Here is a 14,882-nt window from a genome sequence, read left to right as displayed (position 1 = left end):
TCACCGCTCATCCTCCCGCTCGCTGAGCCTGCTCCCGCTGCGCTCCCCCGCGTCGGAGCCGGGCGCCGCAGCACCGGGTTCGCCACTGCGGGGTTCCTCGGCGCCGTGCCTGGCAGCGGCACCTGTTTTTCCGGCACGGATCCCGGCGCTGTCCGCGCTGCGCGTGCCATCCAGGTCGATCCCCCGCAGGGTCAGCAGGCACACGAGAATGACACCGCTGACCACGCAGGAATCGGCGATATTGAAGATCGCGAAGTTGGGGAAGGCGATGAAGTCCACCACATGGCCCTGCCCGAACGAGGGTTCGCGGAAGAGACGGTCCATCAGGTTGCCCATGGCACCGCCGAGCACCAGGCCCAGCGCCGTCGCCCAGCCCAGCGACCGGACCCGGAACATCAGGTAGATGAGGAAGGCGGAGACCAGCACCATGATGATGGTAAAGACCCAGGTGTAGTCGGTGCCGATGGAGAACGCGGCGCCAGGATTGCGGATGAAGTGCCAGCGCAGCAGCGGGGCGGCCACATCGGTGATCTGCCCTTCGGTCATGGTGCGCACAACCCACAGCTTGGTGAGCTGGTCAAACGCCAGCGCGGCAGCCGCGAGGAGCAGCATCAGCAGCCCTGCCCGACGCTTCCGGCCGGTGCTGTGCCCAAGTCCTGTTTGGCCGGGGGTCTCCGGTGAGGATGTTGTCATGATGCTTTCGTTGTTTAAGGATGAGGGACATCGGAAACGACACGGGCCGGCGGCCGGGGTTACCCGGCCGCCGGCCCGTGTCAGGTTCTGCCGTTGCCTTCAGTTTAACCGATCCCCACGGGACCGGGACTGGCAGGAATTATGCGTCGGCGGTTTCCGAAGCAACCGAACCGCGTGCATCCAGATCACGCAGCTGGCCTTCGATGTAAGCCTTCAGGCGGGAGCGGTAATCGCGCTCGAAGCCGCGCAGCTGCTCAACCTTGCGCTCAAGCACGGCCTTCTGCTGCTCGAGGGTGCTGAGGATCTTGCGGCTCTTCTCCTGGGCGTCCGTGACGAGGCCGCTGGCCTCGATCTGCGCTTCGGCGATGATCTTGTCGCGCTGCTCAACACCGGCGCTGACGTAGTCGTCGTGCATCTTCTGGGCCATGGCCAGGATGCCGGCGGCGGTCTCGGTGTTGTTGGCAGCGGCAGGAGCGGCGGCGGGAGCCGGGGCGGGCTCGGGCTTGGTCTCGACCGGTGCCGGCTTCTCTTCAGCCTTCGGAGCTTCGACCTTGGGTTCGGGCTTGGGCTCTTCGGCGACCTGCTCGGTCTTGGAGGCTGCAGCGACCGGCGCGGGAACCGAGCTGGACGAACCGCCGGCAACGGCCTCGGCCAGCTGGCGGCGGAGGTCTTCGTTTTCGGCGTTCAGCCGGCGCAGCTCCACCACGATCTCGTCGAGGAAGTCATCGACTTCGTCCTGGTCATAGCCTTCCCGGAACTTGGTCGGCTGGAACCGCTTGTTGACAACATCTTCTGGCGTCAGAGCCATCTGGTCACCTCATACTGGATTATAAGATTCGCCTGCGTGTCAGGCAGGCGGTTCTACGTAGAGAATTACGGACATACAAAATCTGGGGTTGTATCAATTTTCACAGTATATCTTTTGGGGGCTGAAAACTAACCGGCCCCGGGCATCGTCCAAGGTCAGACGGCTATGCCCACTACCACCTGGGTCAGGATTGAGACAAGGATAAAGAGCACCAGGAAGGCCAGGTCCAGCGAAATCCCGCCCAGCCGCAGCGGCGGAATGACCCTGCGCAGGAGCTTCAGCGGCGGGTCGGTTGCACCGTAAACACCGGTGGCCACCACCAGGGCGGGGCCCTTGGGACGCCACTGCCGCGCAAACATTTGCACGGCGTCGTACACGATCCGCAGGATCAGCGCGAGCTGGAACAGGACCAGCACCAGGTACACCAGGGGAAGAATGATATTCACGCGCAGGGTTTCATTTCTTGGTCGGCCGCCCAGGCATCCCGTCGGTGCGGGAGCGGGCTAGCTCTGGTTGAAGAATGTGGAAGAGGATTCGCTGACCTTCTTGTCATCGCCCAGGACCTCGACGTACGACGGCGAAAGCAGGAAAACCTTGTTGGTCACACGTTCGATGCTACCGCGCAGGCCAAAGACCAGGCCCGCAGAGAAGTCGACGAGCCGCTTGGCATCGGCTTCCCCCATGTCGGTGACGTTCATGATCACGGGGATGCCGTCACGGAAGCTCTCTCCGATGATCTTGGCATCATTGTAGGAGCGCGGGTGGACGGTGGTGATCTGCCGCAGGCCGGCAACGTCCTCACGGGATGAGGGGGCACGCTTGATGGGTGTCACGGGTGCGCGGTACTCCTCCACTGCATTGCGGACAACCGGGGCGGGGGCCGGCTCCGGCGCCACTTCCTCGGCTTCCTGGACCGGGGCAAACTCTTCTTCCCTGGCGGGAGCTTCCCTCAGGTTTCGCTGTTCCGACTCGTAGTGCTCGTCACCGTCGGCGAGCCCAAGGTAGATCATTGTCTTGCGCATTGCGCCAGCCATGGTTGCTCCTCTAATCCTTCAACGCCGTAGTTGCCCGTGGGGTTTCTGCTGTGCCGTACGGCGGCTGTGTGGTGTTCGTACTTCGACGCTACCGTACCGGCGGGCGCGCGCCCAGAACATCGGAGCCGATTCTCAGGTGTGTCGCCCCGTTGGCGAGTGCCGCTTCGAGGTCCCCGCTCATGCCCGCGGAAATGCTGCGTGCCTGCGGGTGATTCTGCTGCAGCTGCAGGGACAGGCTGTTCAGACGGCCAAAGGCGGCATCCGGATCCTCCCCCAGCGGGGCCACGGCCATCAGCCCGGCCAGCCTCAGTCCCGTGGTGCCCGCAACGGCATCCGCCAGGCCGGCAACGTCCTCCGGGGCCGCTCCCCCGCGTCCCGGATCCGCTTCCCGTGCCGGGCCGGGGCGCAGGTCCACCTGGATGAAGCAGGAGAGGTCGGGGCGCTGCGGCACTCCGCCGTCCGCCCGGCGGCGCTGCTCGGCGCCCATCGCCTTGCCCAGCGCGGAGACCAGGGACAGCCGGTCCACCGAATGAACCGAGGCGGCGTAGCGCACCACAGACTTGGCCTTGTTGGACTGCAGCTGGCCAATGAAGTGCCAGTTCAGCTCCGGATCCGCCAGTTCCGCCGCCTTGGCTGCTGCTTCCTGGTCCTTGTTCTCGCCGACATCCCGGACTCCCAGATCTCTCAGGATCCGGACGTCGGAGGCGGGGAAGTACTTGGTGACCACAATCAGGTGCGGCTCATTCTGCCCGTCCGGCGCGGTGGCCGCGGCAATCCGGTTGCGTACGCTCCGGAGCCGGTGTGCCAGCTCCCGGGCGCGGGAGGACTGCTCAGGGGTCATTGTCATGGTCTTTCCATTCTCGCTCCGCCGGCCGGCCTGTCCCGGCACCGTGCGCCGGAGGGTTTTAGGGCCGGCGCCAGATCACGCCGGCAATACGTCCGGTGCCCGGGTCCCGCCGGTGGGAGTACAGCTCGGCGTTCTCCCGGGTACACCCCTCGATGCGTTCCACGTCTACGCCCAGATCCTCCAGCTGTACCTGCGCTCCGGCAGGAAGGTCCAGGGCAGGGGTGCCCTCACGGGTGCTCGCGGCGGCTGCGGGCAGCACTGCCGCCGCGTCTGCCCGCATGGCTGCGGGGACTTCGTAGCAGGATCCGCAGATGCACGGGCCGATCCAGGCGCGGATGCTCCCGGCACCGGCGGCGCGCATGCGCTCCACGGACTCCGGCAGGATACCGTCGAGCAGGCCGCGGCGCCCGGCGTGGACAGCTGCGGTTACGGCCGTGCCCGCCGTCGTCCGCCCTGCCAGCAGGACGGGGACGCAGTCGGCAACCATAACCGCCAGGGGTGCCAGGCCGTCCGTGCTGATCAGCCCGTCGGCGGTCGGCGCGGCTTCGCCTGCCTCCTGCGCGTGGAGGACTGTGGCGGAATGCACCTGGTTCATAAACCGCAGGCTCGCCGGCGCCACACCCATTGCTGCTTCGAGATCCGCCCGGCGCCGCAGGACGGCCTCCGGGTCATCCCCCACATGCAAAGCGAGGTTGCCCGCGGAAGCGTCGGTGAATCCCACCCACAGGTTTTCTTCAACCTGCCGGTGCCACCAGAACATCCGGGGCAACCCCGCTGCAGTGCTCAGTTCGACTACTTCAGGAAGTCCGGAACATCCAGATCATCCGGGCGGCCCGTGGACAGATCCGATTCCACTACGGCGGGCAGGTCGATGTCGAAGCCGGCGTCGGCGGGGACATCACTGTGCTGGTGCGACCGCTGCGACCAGGCGGAGAGCCCGGCGGATGCCGGAGCGGCAGCTGCGAAGCTTCCGCCGGCAGGTGCCGCAGACGGCGGGGTGGCCGGCTCTGCGGGCTTATGCGAAGCGGGCTGGGAAGTCACGTCCACCTGATCGAAGCCGGCTGCGATAACCGTAACGCGTGCTTCGTCACCCAGGGCGTCGTCAATGACGGCACCGAAGATGATGTTGGCTTCGGGGTGGGCCACTTCCTGGACCAGGCGGGCTGCTTCGTTGATTTCGAACAGGCCAAGGTCGGAGCCACCCTGGATGGAGAGCAGCACGCCGTGGGCGCCGTCGATGGAGGCTTCGAGCAGCGGTGACGCTATGGCCAGCTCGGCTGCCTTGACCGCGCGGTCCTCACCGCGTGCGGAGCCGATGCCCATAAGGGCCGAACCGGCACCCTGCATCACGGACTTGACGTCCGCGAAGTCGAGGTTGATCAGGCCCGGGGTGGTGATCAGGTCGGTGATGCCCTGGACACCGGACAGCAGCACCTGGTCGGCGGAGCGGAATGCGTCCAGCATGGACACGTTGCGGTCGCTGATGGAGAGCAGGCGGTCGTTCGGGATGACGATGAGGGTATCGACCTCATCGCGCAGGGTGTCGATGCCCGATTCGGCCTGGTTGGAGCGCCGGCGTCCTTCGAACGTGAACGGCCGGGTGACGACGCCGATGGTCAGCGCACCGAGCGAACGGGCAATACGGGCGACGACGGGAGCGCCGCCGGTGCCGGTGCCGCCACCTTCGCCGGCGGTAACGAAGACCATGTCCGCGCCGCGCAGGACCTCTTCGATTTCCTCTGCATGATCCTCGGCAGCCTTCCGGCCGACTTCGGGATCCGCACCGGCGCCCAGACCGCGGGTGAGTTCGCGTCCGACGTCGAGCTTGACGTCGGCGTCACTCATCAGCAGAGCCTGCGCATCGGTATTGATGGCGATGAACTCCACGCCGCGGAGGCCAACATCAATCATTCGGTTTACGGCGTTCACGCCACCGCCGCCGATGCCGACGACCTTGATGACGGCCAAGTAATTCTGCGGTGCTGCCACGTCCTGTGTCCCTTGTTCGAATCTCTGCAACTTATGTTTTTCTGCGGCTGCCTGGGTGCTGCAGCTGCGTGTCTCTTCGGGCCGGCCGGAGCCGGCCCCGGCCGCCAACAGCCGCGCTCCTCCACCGGCACAATGCCTGTGGGTTTCGCGCGGTCCGTCCGGCCGAAAACCTTGAACCGACAAACTCTTACCTTCAACTTGAAGGTTAGAGTTATGTCAAGTAACCCTGTACTTGAGACGCTATGGGGCCGGCGGTGCATGTGCAATTACCGGGCCCGCGTGTCGGAGGAAACTTTCGCCACTCCCGCGTAGCGCTCACCTGGTCACCGGCCTGTCCGGCGCGCTGACGTCATAGACCTCAACCGGCGGATCGGTGGGCGCCATTTTCAACAGCGCTTCCAGCACCCGGGCTTTGGCCGCGCTGGCGTCGGCGCTCCCCCAGAATACCGTTTGCCCGCTGTTGAGTTTCAGTTCAACGGAATCCACGGTTTGCGCCGAGGCACTCTCCAACCGGCCCAGGACCTCCGCCGGCAGTGCCGCCAGCACCGAGGTGATGCTGGGGAATACCTCTGCGTTGACCGCCTCGGTTCCGCCCGCAATCAGGGGCAGGGGGACGGCGGCCCGGTCAGCGGCAACCGCCAGCCGGCGGCCCTCTTCATCAATGAGAACGTGCTGGGCGCCGTCCTGCAGGACGGCAACGGGCATCCGCTCGGTGACTGTGACCAGCAGCGTGGAGGGCGGCTGCGCGGCCACCTTCAGCGATTCGATTTCCGGCCGGTCCGCCAGCAGGCTCTCCACGTCTGCATCCGAGATGGAGGGCAGGGTCCGGCCTTTGAGCGGCTCCAGCGCTGCTTCTGCCTGTTCGCGCGGCAGCAGCTGGGTTCCCTCCACCACCACGGTTTTCAGTGCCAGGGCAGGGGAGAAAAACAGGAACGCGAAGAACAGTCCGGTCAGCAGCAGGGCGGACACGGCGGCAATCCAGGCATTACGCCTGCGTTTGCGCCGGGGCGGCTCCGGGAAGGTCAGGACGGTTGCGGGCGGCTTCCGGCCCGCTTCCGGGGTTGGAGTCCGGCCCCGGGTACGGGCCGGGTCCGGAGCGGAACCCGTTGCCCGGTTCCCGGCCGGGTTCCCTGAAGCCTTTCCGGCAGGGTTCCCCGAAGTGGTCCCGGAGGTGGTCCCGGCAGCCGTGCGTGCAGCAGCGGGTTCACGCTGGCCGGCAGCTCTGCCTGCTGCTTCCGGACGTGAGGTTTTGGCGGACCTGGCGGCGGAGGCCTTGGCCGCGAGCGTACGCCCGCCCGACTTCATGCCGGCTGATCCCGCCCGTGTACCGGCAGACGCCGGTGTCCGCGCGGACGGTCCGCGGGCGGCCGGACCCGACGGGTCCGCCCCGTCCCCGGCGCCGGGCAGCGCCTTGGTGGCCGTAATGGTTTCCTCGTCCTTCGTGCGGCGCTTCCTACCGGCCATCAGGGGTTTTCCCTGCCGTGGCGTCCGCGGCATCCCCGCCGTTGCGGGCGGCCAGGCGGGCCACCAGATCGGCGCCGAGGCGGGTGACGTCCCCTGCACCCACGGTGAGGATGACGTCGCCGTCCCGGGCGCCGTCGGCCACCCGTTCCACGGCGGCTTGTGGATCCTCCACGTACCCGCCCGGGACACTGAGCCGGGAGGTGATCAGCTCGCTGGTGACCCCTTCAATCGGGTCCTCGCGGGCAGGATAAATGTCCAGCACGGTGGCAGTGTCCGCCAGATCCAGTGCCTGCGCGAATTCGGCGGCAAAGTTCCGTGTGCGGCTGAACAGGTGCGGCTGGAAGAGCACGTGGACGCGGTGCCCGTCCGCGACGGTTCGGGCTGCCTTCAGGGCGGCATTCACTTCCGTCGGGTGATGGGCGTAGTCATCGTAGACCCGCACTCCCCTGGACGCTCCGCGGGACTCGAAGCGCCGCGCGGCACCGGAAAACGTGCCCAGGCCCGCCGCGGCAACGTTCGGGTCAACCCCGAGTTCCAGGGCCACGGCAAAGGCTGCCGCAGCGTTGAGGATGTTGTGGGCCCCCGGCACCTGAAGATCAAGCCGGACCTGGGAGGCCTGGCCGTCCGCAGTGTAAGTCAGGGTGCTGGAGGAGCCGGATCCCTGCGGACTGGTGTCCGAAATTCGGATATCCGCGTTCTCCGCGTACCCGTAGGTCGCAGCCCGCACCCCTTCGTTGCGCCGGAGGAGGGCGGCTGCCCCGGCGTCGTCGGCACAGGCGACGAGCAGGCCGTCGGAGGGCAGGAGGGAGGTAAACGCATCGAACGCCGCAAAAACGGCGTCCTCGGTTCCGTAGTGGTCCAGGTGGTCCGCCTCAACGTTCGTCACCACGATGATCTGCGGCGTGTAGTTGAGGAAGGAACCGTCGGACTCATCGGCTTCGGCCACGAACACGGGACCGGATCCGGAGGCGGCATTAACGCCAAGGGCGGCGACGTCTCCGCCGATGGCAAAGGACGGGTCCAGGCCGGCTTCGCGCAGCATCACGGTGACCATGGCGGTAGTGGTGGTTTTGCCGTGTGTGCCGGCCACCGCAACCAGGTCCTTATCGCCCATGGCGGCCGAAAGCGCCACGGAGCGGTGGATGACCCGCAGCCCGAGGCGCCGGGCCTCGGCCAGCTCAGGGTTCTGCTCACGGATGGCGGTGGAAACCACCACGGTATCGGCCTCGGCCACATGCGCGGCGTCGTGGCCCACGAAGGTCCTGGCGCCAAGGGCGCCGAGGGCACGCAGCCCGGGGGAATCCTTCGCGTCGGAACCGGACACGGGAATTCCCTGCGCAAGCAGTACCCGGGCCACGGCGGACATGCCGGCGCCGCCCAGTCCGATGAAGTGCACCCGGCCCAGTTCGGACGGATTCAGTCTGCTGATCATGCCTTGGACCTGCCGCTCGTTTCGAGGATGAAGGCAGCCATGCGGCGGTCCGCGTCACGGATACCGAGGGAGGCGGAGGCTTTGGACATTGCGTCCAGCGCCGCAGGGTCAGCCAGCAAAGGTATCAGCCTGCCGGAAATCCAGTCGGCTGTGAAGAGTGAATCCGCAACAGTGAGCGCTCCCCCGGCGGCTACCAGGGATTCGGCGTTCAGGGCCTGTTCGCCGTTGCCGTGCGGCAGCGGAACCAGTACGGCCGGCAGACCCACGGCACTGATTTCGCAGACCGTACCGGCTCCGGCGCGGGCCAGCAGCAGGTCCGCGCCGGCGTAGGCGGTTTCCATGCCGTCCACGTATTCCACCTGGGTGTAGCCGGGTGCGGCAAGCCGCTGCCCCGCGGAGTCGGTCAGGGATTTGCCCCGGCCGGTGATGTGCAGCGTCTGGATGCCGGCTGCCGCCAGTGCCGGAAGAGCGGCCTCCACGGCCCGGTTGATGCTGGCTGCGCCGGAGGAGCCGCCGGTCACCACCAGGGTGGGCGTCTCCGCGGCCAGGCCAAGTGCCTGCCGGGCTGCGGCCCGGGCCGCACTTCGGTCCAGCCCGGAGATTTCCCGGCGCATCGGCATCCCTACGTGGACGGCGCCGGGCAGCTGGGTCTGTGCGAAGGCCACGCCGGTGACGGCTGCGAACCGGGCGCCCACCCGGTTGGCGAGGCCCGGGCGCGCATTGGCTTCATGAACGATCACAGGGATCGAACGCCGGCGGGCCGCAAGGTACACGGGGGTGGAGACATACCCGCCCACACCCACAACGACGTCGGCCGCGGACTGGTCCAGGATGGCGCCGGCCTGCTGGACCGCGCGGACCAGCCGTACCGGAAGCTTGACCAGGTCACCGCTGGGACGGCGCGGCATGGGGACACGGTCGATGGTCGCCAGCTCGTAGCCGGCCGCCGGTACCAGTCGGGTTTCCATGCCGGATGCCGTTCCCACCACGGTGATGCGGGTGTCTGGACGTTCTGCCCTGAGGGCATCGGCAATGGCCAGCAACGGGCTGATGTGCCCGGCTGTGCCGCCTCCGGCCAGGACTACGGACAAGGGATGCTGCGTCATGGAGCTGTTGGTTCACTTTCGGGGATTTTTCGGGCAAAGGAAAGCAGGACGCCGACAGCGGCGAGGGTGAAGGTCAGCGAGGAGCCGCCGTAGGAAATAAAGGGCAGGGGGACGCCGATGACGGGCAGCAGGCCCGTGACCATGGCAATGTTCACGAATGCCTGGCCCACAATCCATACCAGGATGCTGCCGCAGACAATGCGGATGAACGGGTCGGTATGGCGCATGGTGACGCGCACTGTAGCCACGGCGAGCACCGCGAACAGGCTGACCACCACCAGGGTGCCCACCAGGCCGAACTCCTCGCCGATGATCGCGAAGATAAAGTCGTTATGCGCTTCCGGTATCCAGTTCCATTTCTGCCGGCTCTGGCCTATTCCCACGCCCAGCCAGCCGCCGGAGGCCAAGGCATACATGCCGGCGTTGGACTGGTCGCAGAGACCGGTGCTGCAGTCGAGTTTCAGCCAGGCGCTGATGCGGTTGGAACGGTTGCTGCTGACCACCGACATCAGCAGGGCACCTGCAGACGCCACAGCGAAAAGGGCGCCCAGGAAACGCATGGGTGATCCGGCGAAAAACAACGCCGCCAGCATGATCATTCCCATGATGATCACGGTGCCAAGGTCGCTTCCCGCCATGACCAGGATGATCAGGAGGCCGCCGCCGGGCACAACCGGAATCAGGGCGTGCTTCCATTCCGTGACCAGCGCTCCCTTGCGGGAGAGCACCGCGGCGAACCAGATGGCCATCGCCAGCTTGACTGCTTCCGAGGGCTGGCCGGTAACCGGTCCGATCTCGATCCAGTTTTTGTTGCCGTTGACTTCCTTGCCGATGACCAGCACGAGGCCCAGAAGGATAACGCCCACGAAATACAGCGGCCAGGCGAACCAGCGGTATTGCCGCGGCCCGAGCCGCGACAGGCCCAGCATCGCCACGACGCCGGCGGCAGCGAACATGGACTGCTTCAGGAACAGGTCAAAGGTGGTTGCGGCACCGGCGTCGCTTCCCGCGGCAGCGGCGATGGATTCCACCGACGACGCCGAGAGCACCATCATCAGGCCGATGACCGTCAGGGCCAGGGTGGCACCGAGGATGGTGTAGTAGCTGGAACCGGTGGCGCTTCGGCCGCTGCCTTCCAGGAAGACCAGGAAACGCTCCCTCCGGGGCACGCGTTTGGTACCGGTGCCGGAGGTACTGTCCTTGCCGGGCGACCGTCCGTTGCCCGCTGTGTCGGGTCCGGTCACCGCGCCCTTGCCTGTTCCGGCGATGTCCGCAGGGCTCCGGCGCAGTGCCGGTTTGCGTTTGCTGCCGGTGGGCGTGGTGACCACTCTAGGGCTCCTTCGGGGTCTGTGCCTGTCCCGGTTCCTGTGCCTGTTCCGGTCCCTCTTCCGGTTCCTGCGCCTGCCGTTCGCCCACGTACCCTGCCACGGCTTCGATAAAAGCCTCGCCGCGGTGGGCGTAGGAGGTGAACTGGTCCATGGACGCCGCTGCCGGCGCCATCAGGACCGTGTCCCCGGCTTCCGCCACGGCGGCGGCTGCCGCCACGGCACGGGCCATGACTTCCTCGGCGCTGGTCACGGGTTCTTCCTGCTCACCAGTCTGCGCCGGGAGTGCCTCTATCACCGGGACATCGGGGGCGTGTCTTGCCAGTGATGCCCGCAGGTCCTCGGTCTGCACACCGATCAGGACCACTGCCTTGAGGCGGCCCCGGTGGGCGGACACCAGATCGTCATATCCGACGCCCTTGGACAGTCCGCCGGCAATCCACACCACACTGCTGAAGGCGGCCAGTGAGGCAGCGGCAGCATGCGGGTTGGTGGCCTTGGAGTCATTGACCCACAGGATGTCTTCCAACCGGGCCACCGGCTGGATCCGGTGGTCGCCGGGCGAGTAGGCGCGCAGTCCGTCGCGGACGGCTACAGGCTCAACGCCATAGGCCCGTACCAGTGCGGCGGCGGCCAGGGCGTTGGCCACCATGTGCCGCGGCGCGTACTCACCCAGGTCAGCCATGGACGCGAGCTCGGCTGCGGAGTCCTTGCGCTGCTCAATGAACGCACGGTCCACCAGCAGTCCTTCAACCACACCGACCATGCTCACGGCCGGCACGCCCGTGGTGAATCCGACGGCCCGGCAGCCCTCCACAACGTCCGCCTCTTCGACCATGGACTCGGTCTCGTGCTGCTCGGCGTTGTAGATGCAGGCAACCTGCGTATTTTCGTAGATTTTTGCCTTCGCGTCCCGGTAGGCAGCGTAGGAGCCATGCCAGTCCACGTGGTCTTCGGCCAGGTTCAGGCACACGCTGGCCAGCGGTGAGATGGAATGCGTCCAGTGCAGCTGGAAGCTGGAGAGCTCCACTGCGATGGCGTCGTAGCCTTCCGGATCCCGGATGGCATCCAGGATGGGGGTACCCACGTTGCCGGCGGCGATGGCGCGCAGCCCCGCAGCGCGGAGCATGCTCTCGGTCATGGAGACGGTGGTGGTCTTGCCGTTGGTTCCGGTAATGGCCAGCCACTGGGCAGTCTTGCGGCCTTCACGGATACGCACCCGCCAGGCCAGCTCGACGTCGCCCCAGACGGGGATATCCGCGGCTTCGGCTGCCAGCAGCACAGGGTGCGTTGGCCGGAAGCCCGGTGAGGTGACCACGAGCTCGGCTGCTTCGCCTTCGACCTGTGGCAGGCCGGCAACGGCGTCCGCGCCGAGCAGCACGTCAACCGCTCCCACAATGCGCAGGGTGTCCGCCTTGGCACGGTTCTCCTCCGTGTCGCGCGCGTCCACCACGACGACGCGGGCGCCAAGCTCAATGAGGGTGTCCGCTGCGGAAAAACCGGAGAGGCCGATGCCTGTGACCACTACGCGCAGTCCGCTCCAGTCGGCATCCCAGGTTGTCAGTTCGGAAAGGGGCGCGCTCAATGTCCTACCACCCATTCTGCGTAGAAGATGCCCAGGGCCACTGCGACGCACAGGCCGGCAATGATCCAGAACCGGACCACCACGGTCACTTCAGCCCAGCCTTTGAGTTCAAAGTGGTGCTGCAGCGGAGCCATCTTGAACACGCGCTTGCCGCCGCTGATCTTGAAGTACCCCACCTGGATGATGACCGAAAGGGTGATGATCACGAACAGGCCCGCCAGGATCACCAGCAGCAGTTCCGTCCGGGACAGGATGGCGAAAGCGGCAATAGCACCGCCGATGGCCAGCGAGCCGGTGTCCCCCATGAAGATCTTCGCCGGAGCGGTATTCCACCACAGGAAGCCGATCAGGGCGCCGGCCATGGCACCTGCGAGCAGGGCAAGGTCCATGGGGTCGCGGACCTCGTAACAGACGGCACCGGCCGTCGGGGAACCGCAGCTTTGGTTGTACTGCCAGATGCCGATGAGGAAGTAGGCCCCGAACACCAGCACCGATGCACCGGCGGCGAGGCCGTCCAGGCCGTCGGCCAGGTTCACGCCGTTGGTGGTGCCTGTGGTGATAAGCAGTGACCAGAGGACGAACAGGATCGCACCAATAATGGTGCCGGCAAAGGCCAGGTCAACACCCGTATCGCGGACAAAGGAGATGGCCGTGGACGCCGGGGTGCGGCCCTGTTCGTTGGGGAACTGCAGGGCGAGAACGGCGAAGGCTATGCCGACGGCGGCCTGCAGGATGATCTTCGCGGTGGCGTTGAGGCCGAGGCTTCGCTGCTTGGAAATCTTGGTGTAGTCGTCAATAAAACCGACCATGCCCATGCCCACCGTAAGCAGCAGGACCAGCAGGCCGGACGCCGTCGGGCTGTACGAGCCGAAGCCGAGCATGCCGCTGATCAGGTGGGTAATGAAATACGCAGCCACCACCGAGGCCACAATGACGGCGCCGCCCATGGTGGGGGTGCCGCGTTTGGTGTGGTGCGAGGTGGGGCCGTCATCGCGAACGAACTGGCCGTATCCCTTGCGCACCAGGAACCGGATGAAAAGGGGCGTGCCGGCAAAGGCGAAGACCAGGGCCAGCGATGACCCGACAAGCAGGGAAATCACTTTGTGTCGCCTCCGGTCCCGTCGGTACGGACCGGCGGGACAGCCGAATCGGTGGAAGTCAGTGGTGCAGAGGTCAAGGCTATCCGATCGCCGAGGAAGCGCAGTGCGGCCCCGTTGGAGGATTTGAACAGGACAATATCGCCGGGGGCCAGGGATTCCTCGAGGATGCGTTCAGCGTCTTCGGCCGTTTCCACAAAGGTGGACTCATCCCCCCAGGAACCCTCCATCACGGCGCCGGTGTGCATGGCACGGGCGCCGGTGCCAACAACAATGAGTTTGGAGATGTTCAGCCGAACGGCATACCGCCCGATGGCATCGTGCTCGGTGACGGAATCGTCACCCAGCTCCAGCATTTCGCCCAGCACCGCCCAGGTACGGCGTTCCCGTCCGAGTTCGGCCAGGGTGCGCAGGGCTGCGCGCATGGATTCGGGGTTGGCGTTGTAGGCGTCATTAATGACGGTGACGCCGTCGGCCCGGTCGGTGCGTTCCATCCGCCAGCGGCTGGCAGCGGCACGCCCGTTGAGCCCGGCGGCAATCTGCTCTCCGGGGATGCCCGCGGCATAGGCGGCAGCCGCCGCAGCCAGCAGGTTGGCCGTGTGGTGTGCGCCGATCAGGCCCGAGCGGATGCCGTACCGGCCGCCGTCGGGCAGGAGCAGGGTGAAAACCGGCCGTCCCTCGGCGTCGGTGCCGGTGTCCACCGCACGGACGGCGTTCTTGGTGCCGTGCGCTTCCTCCGGCGATGAGGTGAAGTACAGCACCGGCGCCTGGGTGCGGGAGGCCATGGCTGCCACCCGGACGTCGTCGGCGTTGAGGATGGCGGTGCCGGTGGCGGGCAGGGCCTCGACCAGTTCACCCTTGGCGACGGCGATGTTCTCCACGCCGCCAAACTCGCCGGCGTGTGCCGAGCCCACGAACAGCACAACCCCGATGTCGGGCTTGACGATGTCCGCCAGGTAGCGAATGTGCCCGATGCCGGTGGCACCCATTTCCATCACGAGATACCGGGTGTCGTAATCGGCGGTGAAGACGGTCAGCGGCAGTCCCACTTCACCGTTGTAGGAACCCACGGGGGCCACCGTGGGGCCTGCGGAGGCCAGTACGCCGGCCAGCAGGTCCTTCGTGGTGGTCTTGCCTGCCGATCCGGTGATGCCGATGACGGTCAACTCGCCGTTTTCACGCAGGCGGCGGATGATCTCCGCTGCCATGGCGCCCATGGCGAGGACAACGTCAGGCACCATGACTGCCGGGAAGAGGTTGCCGGCGTCGTCCGTAACCGGCCGTTCCACCAGGGCGAGCTGCGCTCCCTGGTCGAAGGCTGCCCCCACAAAGAGGTGGCCGTCGGAATTCTCTCCGGGCTTGGCTATGAAAAGCGAACCCTGCGTGGCTTCACGCGAATCCGTTGTGGCGGAAGTCACGGCAAAACCGGTGCCCTGCGCAGCGGGCCCAATGAGCTCGCCGCCTGTAATAGCCGCTATTTCGGCTGCATTAAGTTCAATCAT

14 protein-coding genes are annotated in these 14,882 nt (G+C 66.5%); all 14 read right to left on the bottom strand.

All coding sequences use genetic code 11. From position 1 onward, the window contains the following. Positions 1-693 carry a signal peptidase II gene (gene lspA / locus MUK71_RS06685; RefSeq protein ID WP_423724595.1) on the bottom strand — a complete coding sequence of 231 codons (693 nt, stop codon included), beginning with the start codon at positions 691-693 and terminating at the stop codon, positions 1-3. Between the two features lie 139 nt (positions 694-832). Further along, positions 833-1,501 carry a DivIVA domain-containing protein gene (locus MUK71_RS06680; protein WP_227902285.1) on the bottom strand — a complete coding sequence of 223 codons (669 nt, stop codon included), beginning with the start codon at positions 1,499-1,501 and terminating at the stop codon, positions 833-835. A gap of 155 nt (positions 1,502-1,656) precedes the next feature. After that, positions 1,657-1,947 carry a YggT family protein gene (locus MUK71_RS06675; protein WP_227902286.1) on the bottom strand — a complete coding sequence of 97 codons (291 nt, stop codon included), beginning with the start codon at positions 1,945-1,947 and terminating at the stop codon, positions 1,657-1,659. 57 nt (positions 1,948-2,004) lie between these two features. Further along, on the bottom strand, positions 2,005-2,535 hold the full coding sequence (locus MUK71_RS06670) for a cell division protein SepF (protein ID WP_227902287.1): 531 nt from the start codon (positions 2,533-2,535) through the stop codon (positions 2,005-2,007). A gap of 88 nt (positions 2,536-2,623) precedes the next feature. Continuing rightward, positions 2,624-3,382 carry a YggS family pyridoxal phosphate-dependent enzyme gene (locus MUK71_RS06665; RefSeq protein ID WP_227902288.1) on the bottom strand — a complete coding sequence of 253 codons (759 nt, stop codon included), beginning with the start codon at positions 3,380-3,382 and terminating at the stop codon, positions 2,624-2,626. A gap of 58 nt (positions 3,383-3,440) precedes the next feature. Continuing rightward, positions 3,441-4,142 (bottom strand): peptidoglycan editing factor PgeF, encoded by a 702-nt coding sequence (gene pgeF / locus MUK71_RS06660; RefSeq protein WP_227928040.1) that lies wholly within the window; start codon positions 4,140-4,142, stop codon positions 3,441-3,443. Between the two features lie 32 nt (positions 4,143-4,174). Beyond that, on the bottom strand, positions 4,175-5,371 hold the full coding sequence (gene ftsZ / locus MUK71_RS06655; RefSeq protein ID WP_227902290.1) for a cell division protein FtsZ: 1,197 nt from the start codon (positions 5,369-5,371) through the stop codon (positions 4,175-4,177). A 315-nt stretch (positions 5,372-5,686) separates the two neighbouring features. After that, the gene (locus tag MUK71_RS06650; protein ID WP_227928041.1) at positions 5,687-6,835 is read right to left on the bottom strand and encodes a cell division protein FtsQ/DivIB; all 1,149 of its coding nucleotides are present in this window, start codon (positions 6,833-6,835) and stop codon (positions 5,687-5,689) included. After that, positions 6,825-8,267: a UDP-N-acetylmuramate--L-alanine ligase gene (gene murC, locus MUK71_RS06645; RefSeq protein ID WP_227928042.1), complete on the bottom strand. Its 1,443-nt coding sequence runs from the start codon at positions 8,265-8,267 to the stop codon at positions 6,825-6,827. The genes MUK71_RS06650 and murC overlap by 11 nt, the downstream gene beginning before the upstream one ends. Beyond that, on the bottom strand, positions 8,264-9,373 hold the full coding sequence (murG, locus tag MUK71_RS06640; protein WP_227928043.1) for an undecaprenyldiphospho-muramoylpentapeptide beta-N-acetylglucosaminyltransferase: 1,110 nt from the start codon (positions 9,371-9,373) through the stop codon (positions 8,264-8,266). The genes murC and murG overlap by 4 nt, the downstream gene beginning before the upstream one ends. Further along, positions 9,370-10,701 carry a putative lipid II flippase FtsW gene (gene ftsW, locus MUK71_RS06635; protein ID WP_227928044.1) on the bottom strand — a complete coding sequence of 444 codons (1,332 nt, stop codon included), beginning with the start codon at positions 10,699-10,701 and terminating at the stop codon, positions 9,370-9,372. The genes murG and ftsW overlap by 4 nt, the downstream gene beginning before the upstream one ends. 1 nt (position 10,702) lies before the next feature. Then, positions 10,703-12,298: a UDP-N-acetylmuramoyl-L-alanine--D-glutamate ligase gene (gene murD / locus MUK71_RS06630; protein ID WP_227902295.1), complete on the bottom strand. Its 1,596-nt coding sequence runs from the start codon at positions 12,296-12,298 to the stop codon at positions 10,703-10,705. After that, entirely contained in the window at positions 12,280-13,383 is a 1,104-nt protein-coding gene (gene mraY / locus MUK71_RS06625; RefSeq protein ID WP_227902296.1) for a phospho-N-acetylmuramoyl-pentapeptide-transferase, read from the bottom strand. Before mraY ends, murD begins: the two co-directional genes overlap by 19 nt. Further along, positions 13,380-14,882, bottom strand: coding sequence for a UDP-N-acetylmuramoyl-tripeptide--D-alanyl-D-alanine ligase (locus MUK71_RS06620; protein ID WP_227928045.1), 1,503 nt, complete (start codon positions 14,880-14,882; stop codon positions 13,380-13,382). The genes mraY and MUK71_RS06620 overlap by 4 nt, the downstream gene beginning before the upstream one ends.

This window comes from Arthrobacter zhangbolii (genome assembly GCF_022869865.1).
Lineage (GTDB): Bacteria > Actinomycetota > Actinomycetes > Actinomycetales > Micrococcaceae > Arthrobacter_B > Arthrobacter_B zhangbolii.
The sequence above is the reverse complement of the archived record's forward strand: the minus strand, read 5'-3'. Positions and strand labels throughout refer to the sequence as shown.